The following is a 20,972-nucleotide window of genomic DNA, read 5'->3' on the forward strand; positions in this document are numbered from 1 at the left end:
GGGTGCGGAGGGGGGTAGGGGAGGAAGCGTCCACAGGGTGAGTCAATTGTTGCGGTCTCTTCCCGGACGTCCTGGGGGCTCAAACCTGCTGGATGAGCCTGTGAGCCGGGGCGTCCCGGGGCCGGAGCAGGCTCTAGCGACGCACGCCTGAGCGCGTTGTTCAAAAGACGAGTTAAACGCCCGGCCGGAAGATAGGCCGAGCTCGGTTCGATGGCGCTAGCATCGCAGATTGATCACGCAAGGCAGCTATGTACGTTGAGGTATACCACCGGGTGGGATTTTGGGCCCGGATCACCGGGGCGGAAGGTTGGCGCTGGCGGCTGGTGGCGCCACGCGGGCATGTTTTGATGGCTCCCCGGGAGACGTTCGCCAGTCGGCAGGCGTGCTTGGCGGCCTTGGCTCTGCTGCAGATCGGGCCCATTTCAGCGGTGGAGTCGGCCGGAGATGCCCCGAACGCGGTGGGCGCGGCCCCCTCACTATGTCCCGCCCTTTCAACGCCATGACGGCCACCCCAGGTTGGGCAGGTCACGGTCACATCGCCGGCATCCAATGAGGACTGGGTCTGATCCATCGGGGGGCATTTCGCTTGAGTGTGACTCCCCGCGTCGCAGGAAGGCGATCAGTTGAGGCCAGCGGCGTTCGCGTGCACACTGCTTTTGAACAGTCAGGGTTCGAGGGCCATGGGTACTTCCAAGCCGGGCAAAGATTTAGAACGGGTCACCTTGTCGGTGGGAGAGCACGTTTACACCTCCGAGATCTGGCGGCTCAGTGAAAGCCGTTGGGTTCTTCTCGCTGTCGAGGTCCATGGCGTGGGAGGGCGCTCGGATTTGAGCATCAAAGCGTCGTCGTGCCTCCATGCGTTGGACGCGGGAGAGCGGATTGCGTCTGAGATTCTCAACAACCCCTATGGCTGAATTGGCGTTGGAAGGTTCAATCGACTGAATGGATCCCAAGGACGGCAGATGAGCATTTTGAACGTGTTGCTGAGTGCCGATCACTTGGCTGTGACCGTCGATACCCTTGCGCAAGATGCTCAAACCGGGGCGCACTCAGAGGGCGCCAAGTTGCTTCTGCTGCCTCAGCACAACGCCGTCTTGGCCACGCGTGGGTCGGCCCAGTTCTTCCTAAGAATCTACGAGCTCTGTCTCCAAGCCAGTTTTCGAGCAGACTTCACGATAGAGCGGCTGTCCGGCGAGCTTGGCGGCGTGATTGATCGCCTCTGGCCAAACTACGTGAGCGCGGCGGCAGCCGCTGGCATACCCATCAGCGCTATGCACACCGAGTTGGTTTTGGGCGGCTGGTCGGCGCACGCCCAGCGCATGGTTGCCACCGCTTATGCAAAGTCCGAAGATGGCCGTCCCGCCGTGGTCCAAGCGCTGGTGGGAGGCTTGGCGTCGCCAGGAGAGCCCTTGCGGAATCAGCCAGCAGGCATGGGACGGGCGGAGTTGATGGCAGCAGGACGCTTGCAAGCCGCTTACCTCAACGGCGACAGCGAGCGGCCATTAGCGGGCGGTCGTCTGTTGGCAGCAATTCTCTCAAAGGGCCAAGCAACCGTTCTCGATCTGGGAGGTCTCTAGGGGGCAGGGCAAAGCGTCGATTTGCTCGGCCACGGACCTCAGTCCATGACGCAAGCCAAGCAGAAAGTCTGCATTGGAGCGTTGGCTGGGGAGGCACATGGATGTCGACGATCATGGGCATCAGGTGGGCCCATGCAAGGCGCACCGCGGTGGGATTGGCAGAACTGGCCACCAAAGCCCTGACCGCATACTCCAAGGCATTGGTTTCGCCCTCAGCGTTGGGCAGGCGCCTCTCGCACTCGCTCAGGCGGAGCTCCAACTTGACCAACGCCTCCGTCTCAGCCTTGTGCATACCCCTCCTCCATTGGCTGGCCACCGAATCGCGGTCTGGCAGCAGGGTGGCCCCAAGCTCAAGCGTTGGAAACCGGTGAGCGTTCCGCTTGACTGCACCGTCAATCGGCCCTTTCGGGCCAGCACACAGCGGTCCACTCTTCAATCAAGACTCGCCATGCGCGGGTGGTTAGGTTGGGGGCAAAGCTTTTCCAACCTCGCGCGTGCCACCGCCTAGCGGTTGTCACAGAGCGGGCAAGTGAGCACGGCGGCGCCGTCCAAGTCCAGCAGGCCATGCCCTGGAACCAATCGCAGTTGGCGGCCGCATTCCAGACAAGCGCAACTGATCCGCGTGACCTGCAAGAGCGAGCCGTCGGCCCGCCGCACACCCTCAACCTGATCGATGAAGAAACGTCCAATGTTGGGCATGAAGATGAACAAAAAGCTGAACAGAGCGGAATGCATATGATGCACCGCGACAACCCCACCGGAACCAGATGAGACAATTGGATTCTGAAGAATTCATCTACGGGGTCGTCCGCGCAGTCCGCACGCCAGATACCGCTGTCCGATCCCTCTATTGCCGTCGCAGGAGCATGATAAAGAGGCGGGCTGCACGGCGACAGCCTTAGGCACAGGGAAGTAACCGAGCGGCGCTGTTGGAAAGCGCTGAGCCAGTTCGTTAACCAGCAAAAGGCCAGACCGGCGGCCAGTCGGTTGCGACCACTGCTGAGGGTGTGTGTCGCGCGTTGCCCTAAAGAGGCCGCCTGCTAGGGGTGCCGATCACGACGATGCCCTGAACTGCCGGGGCGTCACCTAGGGGAGGGGGAGTCACCCCTTTGGGTTCGGCGGCGCCAACTGGGGTCAGCGCCATAGCGGAGATTTTCACGATTGTCGCGTCCATCGGACGCACGGACATCTTGCTAGGGCGAACGTCAAGCGCCAGTGAACGCGCTCGGGTCGACCCGTGCGCGAGGGCTACCCAACTTGGATGGCGGCAAGCGCGTCTTTGGTTGAGAGAGGGCAGCCATAGTGCCACCCTTGGCCAATAGCCTCTGGAGCAATCCGGTAGAGCAGCAAATCTTGCGCCTCTGATTCGACGCCTTCTGCGATGACATCCAGCCCAAGCTCACGTGCGATGCGATACATCCCTGGCAAAACGGGCCGCAGGGGGGAGTCCTCGTTGATAGCGGCCACGAACATGCGATCGATCTTGATTCCTCGAAACGGCGATTGGGCGAGGCGGGAGAAGTTGGCGCTGCCGGTCCCGAAGTCGTCGATCAAGAACCGGTATCCCAGAACAGAGAGGGCCTGCATGTTGCTCTTTGCGGCAGCGGACACGAGTTCTTCCCGCTCGGTGATCTCGATGCGAATTTGCTCTGGCAACACGCCAAAATCGTTGGTGACGCTGCCGATGTAGCGAACGACGCACTCTTGGGCCATGTCCACGGGCTCGGCATTGATGCTTACGTAGAGGTTCCTATGCTCCCTCAGCGCGGGGGCGAGATCATTCATGGCACGGGCCAGCACGTATCGAAAAAGATCAGGACTCAGGCCGAATCGGTGGGCGATGGGCACGAAGATGGCCGGCGGGATTTCATCGTCTCCCGGCGGGCGCCAGCGGCTGAGCGCTTCAAATCCCACGAGCTCCCGCGTGCCAATTCGACGCAGTGGCTGGTAGGCCAGTTCGATCTCGCTGCGCTTCAGTGCAAGCACCAACCGTTGCTGGATGGTTTGCCGAGCCGTGATTTGGTGTTTGATCAGCAAGAACGCGAGCAAAAGCCCTACCGAGGCACCCGCTGCCAGGATGGTGGTGAGCAACGCCGAGGGCAGTTCGGACACCACGTGCCTAGGGCTGGTAACGAACGCGCAAACGTCGGCCACCCGGCTGCAATGTTGAGCTTGGACGAGAGACGGGCTGCCGACGCGGCTGGTCGGGGACAAGGTGCGGAATGTAAACGATCGGTCCTTCGTTTCGATGCTGATGGAGCTGCTGCGCGCAGGGTCCAAGCTCTCGAAGGCAGACGGGGAGGACACGGTGAACGTGTCGCCTTGGGCGATCAGATTGGACCCGGTGTAGGGGGAGCCAACGAGATCCGACGCGTGCCAAAGCCGGACAGCGCCGCTGGAGAAGCGTGGGGCGGGGAGGGTGTAGGGGCGCGAGCGCCCCCAGAGAGCGCTGCAGACAAGGCGTCCGTCTCGGATGCGACCGATGTCGCTCATGTAGATGGAGCGGAACGCGATCTCCTTTAGTGAGTCGATGTCGGTGTCGGAGCAAGGCGGCTGTCCGATGCGAGAGGCTTGTTCGGCCGCTACGCGCCGGTCACGAGATATGGCCTCCGCGCGCGTCACCGCGGCTTCCGCCACTGCCTCCGCCCCTTCCTTGTCACGCACGTAGAGGATGGCTTGGGCGACCGCGAGCATCGCCAAGAGGCACACCGCCGTGGCTCCTATTACGGTCGAGACGTAGCGACGCCGATTTTCTCGAACGCTCAAAGCAACCCCCGATCTGAAACGCGCCATCGCTTCGCTTGGCTTCTCGCCTCATTTACCTTGTTACAGGTTTATCGGCAAGCTTTCCATGAACTTCAGCCCCAGCTCCACTGGCTTGCAAGCCTCGATCGAACAACCATGCATCTGCGTCTGAACTGTACAGCAATAGGCCGTGAGCCCGGCGATCGCCAGCATTGACACCTGCGGCGTCTGTTACGAAGATCAATACGGTTGCACGGATGGCGCAAGCGGGCACTTGGTAGCGCCTAGGTTTGCGAGAGCACGCCTGCGCTCTCCGTCAGACACGCCATGCCCTTGTGCTATGGTGCAAGGTGCGGACGGGACGGCTGTCGGCAGCGTCGGGTGGGCGATGGCGCTTTCTGTGCGGTCATGGGCGCGCTAGGTTGCTCTTTGATCAGCCAAGCGAGGAAGGCAAGGCGGTCCGGGAGAATTTCAGGTCGAACGCCCAAGCGCAAATTGCACTCGAATTCGTCGAAGTAAGCCATTCCAGCCGAGAACTCCGCGTTGTTCGGTCGCATCGATTTGGCACTGGCGATTGGATCATCCACGGTCCCGCAGCAACACGCCTTCAGCATCTCCATCAGCTGGGACTTACCCAGCTTGGTGAGTCCAAACTGGGCTGGCTTGCCCGGCTGGAACCAGACCAGGTCTTGATCACACAACGCCGTCAGCCTCGCTGGCGAGGGACGAAACCCCTGGGCAGCCATGCACAGGTCTGCGAACTGATCAAGATGAGCGGTCATAGCAGTGGTCGTCTTTGCTCATGAAAGGCCTTTTTTCACTGTGATCCCCTGCGATCGAAGGCGCAAGCCTCTATGCGTTCAGCGTTGGCCGAGGCTTCGACCGTCTTTAGGGGCGGCGGCGGCCCTCAAACCGCTCGAGCGCTCCCTTGCTGGCGCACCCGTCCAGGGAGCCCCGAGGTGGGACCGGGAAGCCCATTGGCCGATGATCGCCAAGGTTCGGCCGGCAGGTTCATGCTCAACGCCCTGCCAGTCAACGGGGTGGTCGCGCTCCGCCTCCCGGAGCCCAAAGACGCCTGAACCCCACGGGGCCCTTCGGGGTCCCTTTCATTTCCTAAGAGAGAACGCCCGTGACGACCATCAACGCCCAGTGGTGCACCGCCTTCAACGCCGCTCTGCAAGCGCACTTCGCCCTCCCCATCCAGAACGCGGGGCTCACCGACACCGAGTTGTCCCGCTACAGCGACCTGCAGCCCAAAGAGGCTGCCCTCACCTTTGGCGAAGACCACGATCTGGAGCGCGTGGATCGCGGGTGGTTTGGCTAGCCGCTTTGGCTGCCATGCCATGCCAGACAAACGCCACTGGGACCAACTCGGCTCGGGCAGACTGTGAGGGGTGTCACGCAATCGGTAAACTGTGCCCGCGCCAAGGTAGGCGCTATCAGGGGCACAATGAAAAAGTTCGTTCTTCCTCTCGGCATCTTGCTGCTGTCAGGCTGCGCCACGTTTGCGCCAGCGCCGCCGCGGCAGGTGGCTTTGACCACCACTTTCGATCCCAGCGAAGTTGCTTGGTTCTCTGAGAAAGGCACTGGCGCCATCAACGGCCAAGCCTTCTTCCAAACCCGGGGTGGTCAGCCCAGAACCTGCGCGGGGTTGGAAGTCTCCTTGCAGCCCAAGTCCGGCTATGGTCGCGAGCGCCTGCTCGCGCTTTACGGCAGTGCCGAGAGCGGGTATACCACCGTGGGTTCGGCCAACGTGCAGTTCATCCCTGACAGCGCCGATTACAAGCAGGCGCGTAAGACATCGGTTTGCGACGCCCAAGGCAATTTCAGTTTTACTGGGCTGCCTGCAGGAGAATATTTCCTGACCACCGGCATCATGTGGTCCGTTCCCGGTCAAGAGTTCATGCCTCCGCAGGGTGGGCTTTTGATGCAAAGCGTCAAGCTCTCGGATGGGGAATCCACGCGAGTCATCATGACCCGTTGAGGTTGGCCGCCGCAAAAACACCACGCCTTCAGCCGGCAGGTGAGTGAAGTGGACTGAGTGGGGGGGCATTGCGTGCCCCCCGAGTCAGTCAGCCAAGAAAGTTGGATGCTCGGTCGCGCCCTTGCCCAAGGGCATTGAATTGTTGAGTCAACGCCTGCAGCCCCTGCTGCAAGGTCGTGTTGTAGGTGAGCGTCTGGTGGCCGGCATGGGCGTCGGCCATTCCCGCGAGAGCCATGTTCCAAGCGACAGGCAGTAGTTGGGGGCTCGGGTGGCTGGCAATGATCGTTCGCAGCCCATACTCCAACGCCTTGAGATATCCGCGATGGGCTTCCAGATCGACTTCGCAGGCATCCAATCGCGCTGCCAGGTCTTCTAGGGTTTGGGCCATGATCGGGCTCGACAGGGGGGAGATGAGGCCCGATAGTGGCAGAAAGCCGCCAGACTTTTGCGATGAGCATCCTCAACGTTCTGCTGAGTGCCAACCAGCTGGTTGTGACCGTGGACACATGGGCCGAAAACGCGCACAGCGGACAAGCTTCGGCGGGAGCCAAACTGCTCCTCATTCCCCAGCACCAACTGTTGCTGGCGACCCGTGGGTCAGCCCAGTTCTTCCTTCGCATCTACCAACTGTGCCTGGAGGCAAGTTTTCGGGCCGATTTCACGATGGAGCAACTGAGTGCTGAGCTCGGGCTCGTGATCGATCAGCTTTGGCCCAACTACATGAAGGCCGTTGCCGAGGCTGGGTTGCCGGCGGAACACTGCACCACGGAGTTGGTCTTGGGTGGTTGGTCGCCCAAGAACGGCCGGATGATGGCCACGGCCTATGCCAAGCACGACTTGACCGTTCCAGCGGTTGTCCAGCCCATAGGAGGACAGCTGGCGTCGCCCGGCGATCCGCTCAGGGAGCGGCCGCCCAGCATGGCCACCCAGGAGCTGCTGGTGGCAGCGCAGCTCCAGGCTCGATACCTCAACGCCAGCATGAGGCGGACCGTCGCCGGCGGACGGTTGCTATTGGGCTTTTTGAAGCCTGGCCAGGCGGTGGTCAAAGACTTGGGCCCGATTTAGCCCTGCCAATTTCGTCAGTCGAACCGTTCAAAGCAATGCCCCAGTCGAGCGCCGGCTGACGGGCAAGTGCAGCCGCGCCTGCAGCGTGATCGGGCTTTTCTCCCAATTTTTAGCTTTAGTCAAAATAACCCCCTTGTGGGTTTCGCGTGTCGGTGTATCCCAAACGTATGACGTTCGCGATGCGTGCGTCTGACACCGACCAACGAAACGAAAGGGGGGAACATGTTCATTGGATTCAGACTGACGAAGCGGCTTGTCGTCAACGCCGTGGTTGTCCTGGTGCTGGCGCGATTGCTGTTTATGGGCATGGACGGCTTGGACCGGTTTTCCGACACGTGGAACCGCACCTTTGGGGCGAGCATGCCCAACGCCAGCGGGTTGCGCGGCGCCGTCAACGGCGCACGCCAGGTTTTCCCGTCTGGGTTGGACGAGTATGCGCGCCAGGCCGAACGGGACGCGGCCCAAAGCACCTCGCTGTTGGACGTGTTTGCCAGCGTGTTCGGACGCGTGAAAAACGAGGAGGTCATGTTGCCCTCCACCATCAATTCCGCTGGAGGGGAGGGCTCGATCTATGACCGCTATGACCATTGATTTTGAGTGGCTGTCCATCCTCTCCGGGTGGTCCTTGCTCAACGACAGCGCGGCGCTGCTGCGCACCCCCGGCCAACGCTGGGCGGGCTTGGAGGGATTGCTCATCGGCTACGGCCTCATCGCTGGACAGTGGTTCGTCCTGGCCACCATGGCAGGGGCGCTGGCATGACCACCGTGGGCGCGGTGTTGGCCGCCGTCCTGGCTGCAGCGTTCCTGGCCACCGTGTTGGGCCTGGCTGGCATCTTCTGGGTCAATGCACGGCACGCCAGCGGGGCGCTTCGTGTGCGTTACCGCTTGCGTGCCCAAATCCTGGCTGGGCTAGTGCTGGCGTGGGTGCTCACCCTGGCGAGGCTGTCCACGTGAGCCGGCCACCTTACGTGCAGATGGCCGTCCGCGTGCCACAGGAGCTGAAAGACCGGCTGGAACAGGCGGCAGCCCGGGAGGGGCTGCATGTCAGCGAGATGGTTCGCTTGTTGCTTTGCGAGGGATTGGCGCGCCGTGCGGCGATCAACGGGCAGGGGTCTTCACGATCCGGTGGTTTCGCAGCGGCCGAATAAAGTTGGCCGGTGTGGACTTGTCCAACGGTTGGGCGCGCACTTGGTATTGCCCGCTCTCGCACAAGCGCAACAGCTCAGCTTCGTCGTGGATCTCGCGCTGGCCATCCTTGGTGTTGCCCATTTTGGCCACCCGGAACGCCACGTTTCCCGTGTCTCGGTCCCTCATCCGCACCGCGACGATCACCCTTCCATCGTGGCGAACCAGGTGGAAGGCTCGGGCAAAACGGTCGCCGTTGGACGCCCTAGCTGGTGAAATCGGGTCAGGCGGCGTGGCACGCTGGATCGGTGCCGGTGCCGGGCGAGGCGGAGCTGAAAGGGGCTGCGCTGGGGCCTTGTGACCCAACGCTTGGCGCGCCAGCTGCTTCTTGCGGCCCGGTTCGGTGGCGGTGTCACCGTCGATCCAGGCTTGAAAGGTCCCGTTGGCCGGGCTGGGGTGCGACGCAAACACCCATGTCCGGCCTTGGGCGCTGAAGGCTACCTCGTTGATTTCTTGGAAGTCGTTGAATTGCTGGCGCATGAGCGCCTTGACCCCCTTCATGTAGGCATCGGTGGTCCCCAACAAGACCACGCGCTCCACACTGTCAGGCAACGGGTCCAGGTGGCGTGCCACGCATGTTTTCATGGCTTCCAAAGGCAACGACGAACGCATGGCCTTGGGCATGATGGTGCCACTGCTGACCAGCTTGCCGTTGTCCATCACCGACAACCCGCAGCGCACCAAGGAGGCGGCGCCCATGTGGCGGCTTTCGGCGGTCAGGGCGTCGTTGATCGTTTGCCCACCCAGATCGATCCCAAGCTCGTGCAATACAGCTGCGAGGCGAGGGCGCATAGCACCCGCGAAGGCGACCCCATCGAAGCTCCCGTGTTGGGCGGCGGCAATTTGGGTGGCCCCCTTGGAAAACCCCAGGACCAAGGTTTTAGGGACGCTGGTTCCCCAGTAGCCGGGATTGGCACGGAGGTGCCAGCCTCCCTCCACACGCACATCAAGTCCTGGTGCATGGCATGCGCGGCACGCCTGCCAGCCATGGTGAGTTGTCATGGGGCCTCCGCAGGATCCTTGAAGGCCCATACAGTTAAAGCACGTGCGAGCGGTATGCAAGAGCTTTTTGTCGGCTAAATGTGGCGGAAAAATGGGATGGCATGGGATGGCGTGCAATAGCTGCGTGGCAGCACGGTGTGGAGTAGCCTGACACCATCATACGAAGGTCAATGGCATGGATGATCCGGCTGAGTTGAACATGGAAGCGTGGCCGGCTGAGGTGGCCTTCGTGCCCTACGTCGGCCGCGGCTACTGGAAGGGAGTTGAAGGGCGCCGCGTCTTGCTACTGGGCGAGTCCCACTACCGGGAGGCTGGGTGGACCGACGACCCCGTTATCACTCGTCCATTCACCCGCGAGACGTTCGGCGACATGGAGACTTGCAAGAGGACAGGTGGTGGCAAGTTCTTTGATGAGCTGGATCGCCTGCTGACTGGTCAAAGCAGCCCAAATGTTGTGGATGCCGCCCACGCCTGGCAGCACGTCGCATTTTGCAACTTGTCCCAGCGCTTTGCCGGCAAGAGAGCTGGACACCGTCCGTCAGGAACCGACTTCAGTCAAGGCGGGAAGTTGTTGGTAGAGGTGATCCTCCCTCTGCTCCGGCCAGAGGTGATTCTGGTGCTCGGCCGCACCGCTTGGCGAATGTTCGATCACGGGAAGCGGTCGGACCAGCCTACCTTCCAGGCTCGCCATGCCAACTCCGAGGGCAGGAGGCGGCGCTATCTGGAGGAGCGCCACGTATGGTCTCTCGATTATGGCAACGGGGGGGGCGTGGATGACTTGGGTCTACCATCCATCTTGGAACGTAGATTGCTGGGAAGATCGTGCCGCAGCTCTGAGGCATCTTTTGAAATACGCGAATGAAGGGCAAAGGATATGACGCACAATTCGTTGAAGGATGCGATCCGCGATGCGCTGGAGCCGCGTGCTGCCACGCGGCAGCCCACGGCGTTGGACATCGCACAGGAGGCCAGAGAGGCCAAGGCCAGCCTGGAATCGAACATGTCCTGCATGGCCCGCATCACTGTTCCCGCCGGCAGCGAGCGTCACCGGGCGGCTTTCCAACTGTTGAGGGCCTCGATGGACTACGGGCGTGCGTTGCTGTTCCTGTTGGAAACCCATCCCATCGATCTTCCAGCGGTGGCCTTGGCAATGCACCGCTCCCAGATTGAGCAATTCCTGCGGGCGGTGTTTGTCCAGTTCCTTGCCGACGACGAACAGCTGGCGGACTTTCTCCAGGAAGATCGGGGCCCTCGAAGGAAAAACGAGAAAGGAAAGTGGGTGGCTATTGCCCTCAAAGACCTGGCCGCGGACGTGGAGCAGGCCATTGCACGCATCGGGCAGGACGATGAGCCTCAGAAGCTGGCTCGGACGGTGACCAATTCGTGGGACCCTCTTTGCGGGCTGGTCCATGGCGGGAAGGCCATTCGGGTGATGTATCAAGATCCCAATGGACAGATCGGGGCGCACGTGCCGGCAGCCATTCTGTTTCAGACCACCGTCAACGCGGTGGCCACCACCAACTTGTGCGTCATTGCAGCACTGACGGCGGTTGGGGTTGGGGCCTTTGAGGAAAGCCCCGTTGTTGAGCAGTGCGCCAGCGGGATGTTGCACTACATGCAACGGAGGAAAGCCCGCATGGAAGAGCTGGCCTGGCCGCCTTAAAGGACCGGACGCGTATTGTCGTGCCGCTCTGTATCCCCACCAACGATCGCTGGCGGGGAGAGTTGCAATCGGAGGTCTGCGAATCCTCGGTTTAGGCGGCGTGCCTTCTGGCCAAGGGATTCCCAGGTTGAGTCTGCGGCGTCGGATGGAGGCTTTTCGTTGAGGATCAGCTGGGCCGATGCCTTGAATCTCTCAAGAAGTGCTGCTTCATGCCCCGGTGGGTCCAGTTCAACGCGGTTGCGGGCCTCCGCTGCGTTGAGCTCCAGCATGTTCAGTTCGATCAGTGTGGCCATGGCAATGGCGGACCGGGTGGGCTCCGTCCTATTGCGGCGGCAGAGGTGGGTGATCCATGTCCACATGGGGTCGATTCGTCCTTGTTCGCCGATGCCCTAATCCTTGACGGGCGGTAACAGTTGCTCGATGAGTGCGTTGCGCTTCTTCGCCGGCAGCTCACCCAAAACGCCCAGCAGTTCGGCAAAACGTTCCTGCTGGGCCACGCTCTGCTCGCCCAAAGCCAAGATCGCATCGGCCATCGCTGGGCTGGTCGCCAAGAGATAGGCCGGGGGCACCTCCAAGGCCTGGGCCAGCTCGAAGAGGGCTTCCAGGCTGATCGACATGCCCTCGGATTCATACCGAGAGATGCGGGCCGACGCAGCGTCCTTGTCCATCCCCATCCGCACTCCGACCTCGCGTTGGCTAAAGCCCCGCAGGACGCGGGCTTGGCGCAAACGCGCGGCAACCACGGCTCGGGGAGCGGGCGGGGCGGCAGTCACGGGCTGAACGGATGCAATGCAGGCATGCGGACAGGATGACCCAGAGGCTACGCCCCGGGTAGACTCTACGTGCCACGTAAGTTGGCCGCAAGATCCCAAATCTATTGGTGGGAACAGGGGGTTCCATGAAGAGGGTCAGAAGAACCGTGCTGATCGGGGCGTTTGCCCTGACTGCAGCGGCTGGAGCGCAGGCACAATCGAGGGCCGGATCGGACCTGCTTCGCCACATCGGCCGAGCCATCCAAGGCACGCCGAAGGTGGTCAGCGATAGGTCGCGGAGCCCTTACCTTGAGCCGCCTGGGACCTACTGGGACCTGGATCAGGAAGGCTTGGAAGGGGTTCAACACCTGCGGGCCGGAGTGACGGCTGTCGGAGGCGGGGGCGTGGACACCTGCGACATGCAGCTGCTGGCAATGGCCCATTCGGCCTATCGGATCGACGCCGACAAGCGCCAGTGGTGCCTGAGGCAATGGTGGCTGATGGACACGAAGGCCCACGGCGCCAACGGTGTCTCGGGCAATGATCCGGCTGCCATCGAGCGCCGTTATGGCCCGGCCTTCGACGCGCGCCTGCAGCGCTTCAAGGCCATCCGACGGTTTGCGATTCGTCCCACGTTCCAAGCGCTGGGCGATGTCGCCTATCGGGCCGACCGTGGCGTGCTGGAAGGATTCATCCCGATGCCTCAGGTGTCCGCGGCGGGACAAAGCGTCACCGGCAAGGGCTTTGTGCCGTGGGTTCACCGCACCTCCACGGGGGTGTCCAGCCCACCCAACGCCGGCCGCTTCCATCTGCTCATCCGAATGGACGCCCAAGAGGCCGCGAACTTGGCGCGACAAGGTCGCAGCTACCGCGACGATTTGGTGGTGTTCTCCGTCAACCGGGTCTGGGTGGAGGGAACGGTGCCAAAGATGGACGTGACGATAGAGAGGGTTCGGCTCGGATACCGCGATGAAACGATCGACGTTGATTTGACCCATACGCAAGGAGCTCCGGCATGAAAGCAACCCTCGTTTCCCTCGGCCTGATCACCGCAGGGTTGGCTGCCTGCAGCAGCAAAGCTGATCTTCCCACCATCGAACAAGTCGCCCACGCTTACGAGGCGCATGCCAATGCCAACCTCTCCAGTGAAATGGGCCAACGAATCGAGGTCCGGGGTTGGAAAGACCTCACCGCGGATTGCACCTCAACTGGTCCCCAGCGTGCCACGTGCGTGACCGGTGGAACGTTGGACGTGGTCGGGTTCCAGGGCGGGCAGCAGTTGAAGCCCGATCCCGTCCCCGTGCCGCCGGCTTACGACTTCGTCTTTGAGAAGCAGCCCACCGGCTGGGTGCCGGCCGGAGCCCAGAAGAAGGGCTGACCTTGCCAAGGACCGGAATCGCGGTATGCATTGAGGAACACCACTTTAAGGAGGTCCCATGTCTTACAACGCTCACCACACCCCCGGCGGTCACATGCAGTGGGGCTTGTTGGCCCCCGCCACTGTGATCCTTGGGGGAGCGGGCTTGCTGTTTCTTGCCGGGGCCCAAGAGATCGGCCAGAACGAGGGCTACGGCTGGCAGGCCGGCCTGGCAGCCGCTGGTGGGGCAGCCGTGCTGCTCTTGCTGGCGATTCTCTACGTGTTGAACTGGCGAGCGGCCCGCGTGCGCGCGGCAAGGGCCAGCGGGCTCCCGGTTTCGCCGCCCAAAGGTGGCTTTGGAAAGGGCGCCCTGGTGGGCTTGCTCGTCGTCGTTGCCCTGCAGCTGGCCAGCGTTGCTGTGGGCCTGCTCTACCCGGGGTTGGAGGAGAGCGAGCGAAACTTCTTCACCTCCGTGCCCCCGATGGCTCTGACGGCGCTCATGCCGGTGGCCCTCATCGTCGGTGGCATCGCAGGCAAGCTTTGGCGCTCCACCAGCCTGTAAGATCAATCCATGTCCTTTGGGGCCCCCGCGAGGGGGCCTTTTTTTGTGCCAAGAAAAGCTCAGTGCCGCCACCGGTCGCTTCGCGCCGGCTTCTGTAAAAGCGGGGGTAGGAAAAGAGCGGATGACGCCTTCGGCGCGATAAGTGATGTTAGGAAAAGCTGCGGCCTTAGCTCCGCAGTTTTTGATTTTAGTCAATATTTTGTCCACCAGAACCGTGGACAAATTTTCAGGGCGATCTACCTTGGATACATGGGAAGGCAATAGTGCCAACCGACAAACAAGGATCTCGCCATGAACCACACGATGCTCATCACAAACGACACCATCACCGTCAAGGAAGCTCACGAAGCTGCGCATGCCGCTGCCAGCACTTTGTTTGACCAGTTGTCTGGGTATACCTATTCGACCGGCGCGGCGGGCTATCCCGCGTTCCAGTCTTCCGCTGAAGACGCATTGCTGGCTTTCCTGCTGAACCGCAATTGGGCAGAGCTGGGACGCGAAGACGACGAGCTGCTGGCTGAGCAAACCGTCTCTGTCAATGTGCAGCGTCAAGAGGACGGGGAGCTCCTCTATGAAGTGGGGCTCGACATCGAAGGGTCGGATTACGGCACCAATTGCAAGGTCAAAGACCTGGCGACGCTGAACGAATGGTTCGATGAAGAATGGATCGACGTGGAGTGCGCGGAGTGAGACGTGCTGACAAAAGAATACTCGCGTAAGAACAACCAATGTCCTTTAAGGCCCCCGCCAGGGGGCTTTTTTTTTGAAAAAAACAAAGCCCAGAGCCACTGCCGGTCGCTTCGCGCCGGCTTCTGTAAAAGCGGGGGTGGGAAAGGAGCAGGTGACGCCTTCGGCGCGAGAAGTGATGTTAGGAAAAAGTGCGGCCTCAGTGTCGCAGTTTTTGCTTTTAGTCAAGATTTTGTCCGCTACAGTCGTGGACAAAACTCCAGTGCGATCTACCTTGAATTTGTGGATGGGCAATCGCGCCTTCCGAAAACCACCAAGGAAATCGACATGAAAATTCATCACCTCGTCAGCGACGGAAACCAAGCGGTCGCCATCACGCAATCGGCATCGAGTGGTGGTGGTTACGCGCACCCGGTGAAGCTCTCCGCCATTCGCTTCAACGTGCAAGACGCTGAAGCGGCGCTTGGCGAGCTCAACAAGTCTGGCCACCGTCACGAGAAGGCGTTCGAAGTGATCGAGCGTTGGGACGTCGATGCTCGCAACCAAGGGCCAAAGTCAAAGTTCGGTCGAACCCTTGCCGCCCTTGTGGACGAAGCGCAGGGCCACTTGAAGGGGCCGGTGATCTACGAAGCCAAAAGCATGCAGGAGGACACCGCGCGTGCGCTCAACGCCGCAGCGAAGCAAGCCAGGCTTTCGCAGGTCCTTCCTGCTACAGGTGGCCCGAGCATGATCATCGGTGGGGAAGTGTGGAACCCGCGCCAAGAGGCCCAGAGCCAAGCGCCAGCTCCGGCGGCGGCCCTGGAACCTCCCCGTCAGCGCGTGCGTCTGTGACCGCCGTCCAAGGAAAGAGAAGTGCTTAAACCCGTCCGTTCCCCAGACTTGGCCACCCTTCCGTCCTCCCGGGGCTACTCCCGTGATCTGGAGCGCTTGCAGGCGGCCGCCGCGCGCGTGCAGGTCACGCGAAACGAAGCCGTGCGCCAAGTGCTCGCCATGTATGCCGCCAAACCTTACCCACTGAGCAAGCGTCGGCTGGGTGGGGAACGGGACGTGCGGCTGGCCTACCTTCCGCTGCAGCGCAGCGTCTTGGAGGCGGTGGAGCAGGGCGCGGTGAACGCTGGGATTTCCACCGCAGAAGCGGTGCGCCAGATCATCCGAGACTACGTCCAAGGACATCTCATTCGGAACCAGGTTCGGGGCAGCCGCCATGGCTGACCGCCACCCACCACCGCCAGGAAGTCCGAGCGCTGAGCTGATTCACGCGTGCGTCGAGGGAAGCCTTTTCGGCGCTCTACAGGCCCTGCGGCAGGGCGCCAACCCCAACGCGTGGCGCCTCAACGAAGGTCCCGCGCTCCATTCCGCACTTGCCTGGCCCCGCATCGTCGAAGCCCTCCTGCAAGCTGGTGCGCACCCTCAAGAGAGGAACCACTGGTGCGAGCGCCCGCTGGAAAAGCTGGCGGCGGACTACCAGCTGAGCGACGACGCCGACGAGCGCAGCCGACTTGAACAGACGGCGTTGCTGCTGTTGCGGCTGGGCGGCAACCCTCACCGGGGCAGCCCGTTCTGGAACACGCCATCGCTGAAGGCGGCGATGCCGCACGTGGTGGCCACGGTGGAAGCCGAACAACGTGCTGTCCACCTGCAGCATGCATGGGCAGCCCGGGGAAGTGTCAGTGCAAAGCGGGCAAGGCTGTAGAGCCAACGGCCCAACGCCGCCACCGGTCGCTGCGCGCCGGCATCTGTAGAAGCAGCGGTGGAAAAGAGCAGGTGACGCCTTCGGCGCGAGAAGGGATGTTAGGAATAACTGCGGCCTTAGCTCCGCAGTTTTTACTTTTTGTCAAGATTCTGTCCACTACAACCGTGGACAAATTTCCAGGGCGGTCTACGTTGGGATCAGGAAGAACGCAACGCTCTACCCACCGACTGGAACCGCCGACATGACCCTTTCTCTTCTCGCCATCGCTGCCCCCATCGCCCTTCCTTTCAGCGTTAGGTTGGCCCAGCGCCTTGAACGCTGCATCGATCGTGCCCTTTGGGCGCACTGAGGGAAACGCCATGACCACGCGTGCCGCCCGCCACCGCTATTACGCATACGAGCGCCGCGATGGTTCTGTGTGTTACCTGCCAAAACTGTTGCACGAGGGGATTCAGCGCTACCCACGAACGATTGCGCACTACCACCTGGTGCAGTGGCTGGGAGTGTCCAAGTTGCTCAGCAAAGACGAATACAAGCAAATGGCGTGGCTGGGTTCACAGCGGGGCACGCTCCGAAACACCCATGATTCAGCGCAGGCTCGTCTCACCGGCTGACACCCAGGCAGGGCAAAATGGCTCCATGACCCACGCTGCCCCTCCATCCACCCTTCAGGCTCCGGCCTACGGCCTGCTGCTCGGCCACACCGAGTGCCATTTCTGCCACGCCCCGACCCCCACCGCCGCGATCTGGGTGCCCTCGCTCGAGGAGCACGACGACGAGGGTCTGGTGGATCAGGGGGAGGGTGCCGTGTTGCGCTACATCGAGCGTTTGGACGAGGACACTGTCGCTTTCGTGGCGGGCCACGCGCCCTGGCTTCGTTTCGCCACTACTCGAACGTCAGGGCAAACCTACCTGGCCCATCACTGCACCACCTGTGGGGCCCTTCAAGGGGACCACTTCGTGTTCTCGCCGGATGGTCCTTACTGGCCCCAGAGCGACGTCGAGCTTGCACGCCTGACGTTTGTCCAGGGCCTTGGCCCGCTCACCGCCCAAGCATCGGCAGGGCAGAGCACCTGGATGGACCGGGTCCCTCTGGCCTGCGCCCAGGCCTGACGGTATTCCCAAGTTCAACGCCGAATCGGTGTGCCGCCCGCGGCACCTCATTCAAGCCCTGTGCGCTGCGCGCGGCCCCAACGCCCGGCTTCTCCGGTCAAGGGCCATTCCAGGGCCCGTGTCCTCGCTTCGCTGCGGGCCGCGCCAGCCCTTCCATTTCCTCCCTTGACCGCGCCGAGCGGTGGGGCGGTGGGTTTCCCATTCCAAGACATCCGCACCGGATGCCCTGGACCGGGCCATTACTCACCAAGCGAGGAAACAACATGTTCGAGCCTTCCGACCTCATCCATTCCTACACCCGCGCCCAGGCGATCGAGGACGGCGTCTTAGTGGACGTGTCCGACGTGGCCAAAGAAGCCGGTTTCAAGTTGCCCGTGGCCATCACCCGCGCTGCGTGGGCACGCTACGTGGAAGTGCCCGCGGGACTGGAGGTGCGCGGCCAGTCGGTGGACGGCCGGCTCTGGGATGTGCTTTTTATGCTCCACGTCGCCATCAAGCGGCATCAGGGCAACGGTTCGGAGATCCACTACCAGCTCCACGTGGCTCTGTCCGACGCCGGCGACTGGTTGTCAAACGAAGCCCACCCGGAGGCCGGGTCTGGCCTGACGCGGTCGACCCATCGCCTTGTCACCTTGAAAGCACTGTGTGGGCCCGGGGACGCCCTGGAGCCGGTGGTCACCATCATGCTGCCCAACGAGGATTGAGAAGGGAGGGGGCAGGACATCGGCCCCCATCGTTTTCCCGTGCTGGTCCCGCCGCTACCATGGCGAGACGACAAGGGAGGAGTAGAGGATGGAAAAGTTCGATTGGTCGAAGGTGGAGTTTGCACGCACACCCTGGCGGAGCCGGGTTATCCCGGACGCGCTGCCCATCCTCATCCGGTGGGCGCAGGAGGGTGAAGCTCATTCCTACAGCGACCTGGCCCAAGAGCTGCACGACACCTTCGGACACGAGATCAAACCCCGCAAAGACCTCTACGGCACCGTCGCCGGGGGAGTGGCCCAGGCCCTGCAGTGGCTCAGCGAGCAGTGGAAGGAACCCATCCCGCCCCTCCACGCAATCGTCGTCAACAAGAACACGAAACACCCTGGCGAGGGGGCGATCACCATCTCGCCAGCTTACTTCGCGGGGAAGAAGCTGGACACCGAGGAAGAGCGCCGTGCGCACTTGCGAGAGGCGATGGAAGACGTTTTCACCTATCCCAATTGGGACCGGGTCGCCCGCGCTCTGGGAGCCACCATGCTGACCCCGTCCGCCGGGGCGGTTGAAGAGGTGGCAGCGGATGCGCCTCTTCCCCTTCCTAAAGTCCAGGAGGGGGGGCGGCCAGAGAGCGACGAGCACAAAGCGTTGAAGGCGTGGGTGGCCAGCCATCCCGAAGAGTTCGTGGACTTTGGGTACTTCCCCATGGGGAGCAACGAGAAGTTGTTGAGCTCGGGTGACCGACTGGACGCGCATTTCGATAACGGAAGACATCGCCTGGCGGTGGAAGTTAAAACCAGCAAGTGCTCGGAGGACGAACTCCAGCGAGGCGTCTATCAAGCGGTGAAATACCGCGCCGTTCTCCGGGCCGAGCAGAAGGCCATCCGCCACGTGCCCAACGGGGAGGCGGTGCTGGTGTCCACGCGCGCTCCGAACGCGGAAACCCGTGCGCTCATCAAGCGGCTGCAGGTGCGTTTCCAGCAGGTGCCGCTGGAGGCGGAGCAAGAATGAAGCCTGAGGAACTGGAACAACGTATTCGCCAAATCGATGGATTCGTTCGGGTGCTCACGCAGGAGTGCCACATCCTCGACGAGCGCCGGCACATTTTGTCCCCACTCATTCAAGACCCCGCGATCCAGGCAGGGCTCAAAGCCAAATTGGATAAGACCCCCGGCGCCAATGCGTGGAACCACTTGGCTCCGCTTCTTGGGCAAGACCTGGTGCGCGATCAGTCACGGCTTTTTCTGGACAACGATCTCAGGTCGGGTAGCCTGACCAACCTGTGGAGAAAGCTGCAAGCAGATCCAGCCATCAAGGAGCACTACCGGGAGCGCTACGGGCGCATGTTCGATCACTTCCACGACGAACCGATCAGTGACCTGCCGCCCGAAAGCTCGGCTGTTTTCCAGGAGAAGTTCAGACAGAGCGATCGGGACGAAAATTACTCGCGCTTCGATAATGGCTGGGAAAAGGTCTCCAATGAAATGGTGATCCTTTCGGCTGATCCCGTGGCAGCGAAAATCAAGACCCTACGGGACAAGCACCACGCCCACCTGGAAATGCGCAAGCTGGACGAGGAGCCTGGCGCGTTTGACATCAACACGCTTGGGTTGACCTTCAATGAGGTCTTGGCTTTTGGCGATCGCTGTCAGGCCATCGTGGCAGAGCTGGGGCTGCTGCTGACCGGGACCAGCTGGGATCCACAGCAATACGCATCGGTTCACGAAGCCCAGGGCAAGGCGATGTGGAAAACCCTGGCTGGGGTTTGACTTCGAGGCACAACAGCGAAGAGCCCAGAAGCCGCCGCAGGTGGCCAAGCCACCTGCCTTCTGAAAAGCACGCTTGGTGCGAGGGCATTGCCTCCGGTCGGTTTTGGAGATCCGAAGCTTTGCCACTTCGAACGTGAGGGATGCCCCCCGCCTTCTTTGCCGTCAGGGGCATTTGAATTCAAAGCCCACCCAGTCGCTCGCTCCCAGGTCTTGCCAGTAGAACCGCGCGCCTGGACCCACGACGCTGCACGAGCAAGCCGCCGGCCAAACCGCGGTGCCTGGGTGGTTGACGAAGCCGTAACCTGGCATCGGAGTTAAGTTGGCGCGCAGCGCGTAGACACAGGCTTCCAAAGCCGGTGTTGGGCGGGTCACGCCAGGTGGCTCTGGCGTAAACGTGGGGGTGTCGTTCGTTTCGTATTGCCAGGTGCATGCCAACGAGGTGGCTTGAAGCTCGGCCAGGGTCCGGGGAGCGTTGCAGAAGATCGCCCAGCCGTAGTGCCCTCCGTCTCCCCACGAATGCCAAGATCGCCCGGTGTATTCGGGAAACGTCGGGGGTGGTGCGTTGGGTGTGCATGTATTGGCCTCGTTGCGACGAACCCCCGTCTCCGCCCAATTTGTCCAAGTGGTGAACGTCGGGCTGGGCAGCGACCACGTGGTGGCCGGGCAGTTGTAAGACCCCATCCTGGTCCGCCGCTGCTCGGCCTGCCACGTGTGCGATCCACTTTGGCCTGCCGGGCAAGCGGCACTCGCGGCGACCCACTGGGTTTCGGCTTGTGGGAAAGGTGCTGGGCAAGCCGCGCAGGTGGTGTTGGTTTGCGTCCAAGCGTCCCACGAACCGGTGCCCGTGCATGAGAAGGTCCGCCGCTGGCCGATCGAGCCAAACTGACCTGCAGGGCATCCCACGTTGCGGGTCTCGGGAGCAGGGCACGGAGTGCAGGTGCTGCTGGTCGTGGTCCAACTGCCGGCCGTCGTGGACCCAGCCCACGCCTCGTAAACACTCGGGTCGGTTCCGCAGTGGTGACGGCGGTGTTGGAACACCTGGCCCACCTGGCCCACTGGGCAGTTGATCGTTCGGTTCTCGCTCCACTCTCGGCACAGCACCACGATGCCGTGCCGAGA

29 protein-coding genes are annotated in these 20,972 nt (G+C 62.1%); 23 read left to right on the plus strand and 6 right to left on the minus strand.

What is annotated here, in order from left to right:
* Positions 1–680: 680 nt before the first annotated feature.
* From QRO95_RS20630 to QRO95_RS20640, 3 genes are all read left to right on the plus strand, one after another.
* The gene (locus QRO95_RS20630; protein WP_106468504.1) at positions 681–914 is read left to right on the plus strand and encodes a hypothetical protein; all 234 of its coding nucleotides are present in this window, start codon (positions 681–683) and stop codon (positions 912–914) included.
* A 48-nt stretch (positions 915–962) separates the two neighbouring features.
* Positions 963–1,577, plus strand: coding sequence for a hypothetical protein (locus QRO95_RS20635; RefSeq protein WP_032971128.1), 615 nt, complete (start codon positions 963–965; stop codon positions 1,575–1,577).
* Between the two features lie 564 nt (positions 1,578–2,141).
* Positions 2,142–2,348 (plus strand): hypothetical protein, encoded by a 207-nt coding sequence (locus tag QRO95_RS20640; RefSeq protein WP_153643642.1) that lies wholly within the window; start codon positions 2,142–2,144, stop codon positions 2,346–2,348.
* Between the two features lie 477 nt (positions 2,349–2,825).
* On the opposite strand, the gene QRO95_RS20645 is transcribed toward QRO95_RS20640, so the two are convergent.
* Together QRO95_RS20645 and QRO95_RS20650 are read right to left on the minus strand one after the other, a co-directional pair.
* Positions 2,826–4,271, minus strand: a complete 1,446-nt coding sequence (locus tag QRO95_RS20645; protein WP_235650041.1) for an EAL domain-containing protein — start codon at positions 4,269–4,271, stop codon at positions 2,826–2,828.
* Positions 4,272–4,660: 389 nt separating this feature from the next.
* Positions 4,661–5,104, minus strand: a complete 444-nt coding sequence (locus QRO95_RS20650; protein WP_111008244.1) for a hypothetical protein — start codon at positions 5,102–5,104, stop codon at positions 4,661–4,663.
* A 347-nt stretch (positions 5,105–5,451) separates the two neighbouring features.
* On the opposite strand from QRO95_RS20650, the gene QRO95_RS20655 reads away from it, so the two are divergent.
* Both QRO95_RS20655 and QRO95_RS20660 read left to right on the plus strand, forming a co-directional pair.
* Positions 5,452–5,646 (plus strand): hypothetical protein, encoded by a 195-nt coding sequence (locus QRO95_RS20655; RefSeq protein ID WP_061478933.1) that lies wholly within the window; start codon positions 5,452–5,454, stop codon positions 5,644–5,646.
* Between the two features lie 126 nt (positions 5,647–5,772).
* Positions 5,773–6,306, plus strand: coding sequence for a hypothetical protein (locus QRO95_RS20660; RefSeq protein WP_061478932.1), 534 nt, complete (start codon positions 5,773–5,775; stop codon positions 6,304–6,306).
* Positions 6,307–6,394: 88 nt separating this feature from the next.
* Here QRO95_RS20660 and QRO95_RS20665 read toward each other — a convergent pair whose 3' ends face one another.
* On the minus strand, positions 6,395–6,694 hold the full coding sequence (locus QRO95_RS20665) for a hypothetical protein (protein ID WP_100443809.1): 300 nt from the start codon (positions 6,692–6,694) through the stop codon (positions 6,395–6,397).
* A 62-nt stretch (positions 6,695–6,756) separates the two neighbouring features.
* On the opposite strand from QRO95_RS20665, the gene QRO95_RS20670 reads away from it, so the two are divergent.
* The 4 genes from QRO95_RS20670 (at position 6,757) to QRO95_RS20685 (ending at position 8,325) form a co-directional block, all read left to right on the plus strand.
* Positions 6,757–7,371 (plus strand): hypothetical protein, encoded by a 615-nt coding sequence (locus QRO95_RS20670; protein WP_111008259.1) that lies wholly within the window; start codon positions 6,757–6,759, stop codon positions 7,369–7,371.
* A gap of 222 nt (positions 7,372–7,593) precedes the next feature.
* On the plus strand, positions 7,594–7,962 hold the full coding sequence (locus QRO95_RS20675) for a hypothetical protein (RefSeq protein WP_061478930.1): 369 nt from the start codon (positions 7,594–7,596) through the stop codon (positions 7,960–7,962).
* Entirely contained in the window at positions 7,952–8,131 is a 180-nt protein-coding gene (locus tag QRO95_RS20680; RefSeq protein ID WP_046272123.1) for a hypothetical protein, read from the plus strand. The genes QRO95_RS20675 and QRO95_RS20680 overlap by 11 nt, the downstream gene beginning before the upstream one ends.
* Positions 8,128–8,325 (plus strand): hypothetical protein, encoded by a 198-nt coding sequence (locus tag QRO95_RS20685; protein ID WP_046272122.1) that lies wholly within the window; start codon positions 8,128–8,130, stop codon positions 8,323–8,325. The genes QRO95_RS20680 and QRO95_RS20685 overlap by 4 nt, the downstream gene beginning before the upstream one ends.
* Positions 8,326–8,469: 144 nt before the next feature.
* Here the strand turns inward: QRO95_RS20685 and QRO95_RS20690 are convergent, their stop codons facing one another.
* On the minus strand, positions 8,470–9,558 hold the full coding sequence (locus QRO95_RS20690; protein WP_143568382.1) for a hypothetical protein: 1,089 nt from the start codon (positions 9,556–9,558) through the stop codon (positions 8,470–8,472).
* A gap of 175 nt (positions 9,559–9,733) precedes the next feature.
* Here QRO95_RS20690 and QRO95_RS20695 point away from each other — a divergent pair, with 175 nt between their 5' ends.
* Positions 9,734–10,420 carry a uracil-DNA glycosylase family protein gene (locus tag QRO95_RS20695; RefSeq protein ID WP_235649996.1) on the plus strand — a complete coding sequence of 229 codons (687 nt, stop codon included), beginning with the start codon at positions 9,734–9,736 and terminating at the stop codon, positions 10,418–10,420.
* 12 nt (positions 10,421–10,432) lie between these two features.
* A complete protein-coding gene (locus QRO95_RS20700) occupies positions 10,433–11,221 on the plus strand; it encodes a DUF6988 family protein (protein WP_054172066.1) in 789 nt (262 codons plus the stop codon).
* Here the strand turns inward: QRO95_RS20700 and QRO95_RS20705 are convergent.
* Entirely contained in the window at positions 11,218–11,514 is a 297-nt protein-coding gene (locus QRO95_RS20705; protein ID WP_143568383.1) for a hypothetical protein, read from the minus strand. The two genes, QRO95_RS20700 and QRO95_RS20705, sit on opposite strands and share 4 nt — an antisense overlap.
* A 96-nt stretch (positions 11,515–11,610) precedes the next feature.
* Positions 11,611–11,994 (minus strand): helix-turn-helix domain-containing protein, encoded by a 384-nt coding sequence (locus tag QRO95_RS20710; protein ID WP_061478927.1) that lies wholly within the window; start codon positions 11,992–11,994, stop codon positions 11,611–11,613.
* Positions 11,995–12,377: 383 nt separating this feature from the next.
* Between QRO95_RS20710 and QRO95_RS20715 the strand changes: the two genes are divergently transcribed.
* The 12 genes from QRO95_RS20715 to QRO95_RS20770 all read left to right on the plus strand — a co-directional run bounded on the left by QRO95_RS20715 (position 12,378) and on the right by QRO95_RS20770 (position 19,853).
* A complete protein-coding gene (locus tag QRO95_RS20715; protein ID WP_241776755.1) occupies positions 12,378–12,992 on the plus strand; it encodes a hypothetical protein in 615 nt (204 codons plus the stop codon).
* The gene (locus QRO95_RS20720; RefSeq protein ID WP_061478925.1) at positions 12,989–13,351 is read left to right on the plus strand and encodes a hypothetical protein; all 363 of its coding nucleotides are present in this window, start codon (positions 12,989–12,991) and stop codon (positions 13,349–13,351) included. Before QRO95_RS20715 ends, QRO95_RS20720 begins: the two co-directional genes overlap by 4 nt.
* 58 nt (positions 13,352–13,409) lie before the next feature.
* A complete protein-coding gene (locus QRO95_RS20725) occupies positions 13,410–13,892 on the plus strand; it encodes a hypothetical protein (RefSeq protein WP_061478924.1) in 483 nt (160 codons plus the stop codon).
* 291 nt (positions 13,893–14,183) lie between these two features.
* Complete coding sequence (locus QRO95_RS20730; protein WP_111008242.1) at positions 14,184–14,582, plus strand: hypothetical protein; 399 nt, start codon at positions 14,184–14,186, stop codon at positions 14,580–14,582.
* A 3-nt stretch (positions 14,583–14,585) separates the two neighbouring features.
* On the plus strand, positions 14,586–15,410 hold the full coding sequence (locus tag QRO95_RS20735) for a hypothetical protein (protein WP_125895663.1): 825 nt from the start codon (positions 14,586–14,588) through the stop codon (positions 15,408–15,410).
* 21 nt (positions 15,411–15,431) lie between these two features.
* On the plus strand, positions 15,432–15,791 hold the full coding sequence (locus QRO95_RS20740) for a hypothetical protein (protein ID WP_111008241.1): 360 nt from the start codon (positions 15,432–15,434) through the stop codon (positions 15,789–15,791).
* On the plus strand, positions 15,784–16,272 hold the full coding sequence (locus QRO95_RS20745; RefSeq protein WP_125895662.1) for a hypothetical protein: 489 nt from the start codon (positions 15,784–15,786) through the stop codon (positions 16,270–16,272). Before QRO95_RS20740 ends, QRO95_RS20745 begins: the two co-directional genes overlap by 8 nt.
* A 359-nt stretch (positions 16,273–16,631) precedes the next feature.
* Entirely contained in the window at positions 16,632–16,886 is a 255-nt protein-coding gene (locus QRO95_RS20750; RefSeq protein ID WP_061478920.1) for a hypothetical protein, read from the plus strand.
* 25 nt (positions 16,887–16,911) lie between these two features.
* Complete coding sequence (locus QRO95_RS20755) at positions 16,912–17,385, plus strand: hypothetical protein (protein ID WP_061478919.1); 474 nt, start codon at positions 16,912–16,914, stop codon at positions 17,383–17,385.
* A 263-nt stretch (positions 17,386–17,648) separates the two neighbouring features.
* Positions 17,649–18,089 (plus strand): DUF6573 family protein, encoded by a 441-nt coding sequence (locus QRO95_RS20760; protein ID WP_044570520.1) that lies wholly within the window; start codon positions 17,649–17,651, stop codon positions 18,087–18,089.
* Between the two features lie 88 nt (positions 18,090–18,177).
* The gene (locus QRO95_RS20765; protein ID WP_061478918.1) at positions 18,178–19,095 is read left to right on the plus strand and encodes a hypothetical protein; all 918 of its coding nucleotides are present in this window, start codon (positions 18,178–18,180) and stop codon (positions 19,093–19,095) included.
* Positions 19,092–19,853: a hypothetical protein gene (locus QRO95_RS20770; protein WP_024956683.1), complete on the plus strand. Its 762-nt coding sequence runs from the start codon at positions 19,092–19,094 to the stop codon at positions 19,851–19,853. Before QRO95_RS20765 ends, QRO95_RS20770 begins: the two co-directional genes overlap by 4 nt.
* The last annotated feature ends 1,119 nt before the right edge of the window (positions 19,854–20,972 follow it).

The sequence above is a fragment of the Stenotrophomonas maltophilia group sp. Smal13 genome (genome assembly GCF_030236855.1).
In the GTDB taxonomy this organism is placed as follows: Bacteria; Pseudomonadota; Gammaproteobacteria; order Xanthomonadales; family Xanthomonadaceae; genus Stenotrophomonas; species Stenotrophomonas maltophilia_A.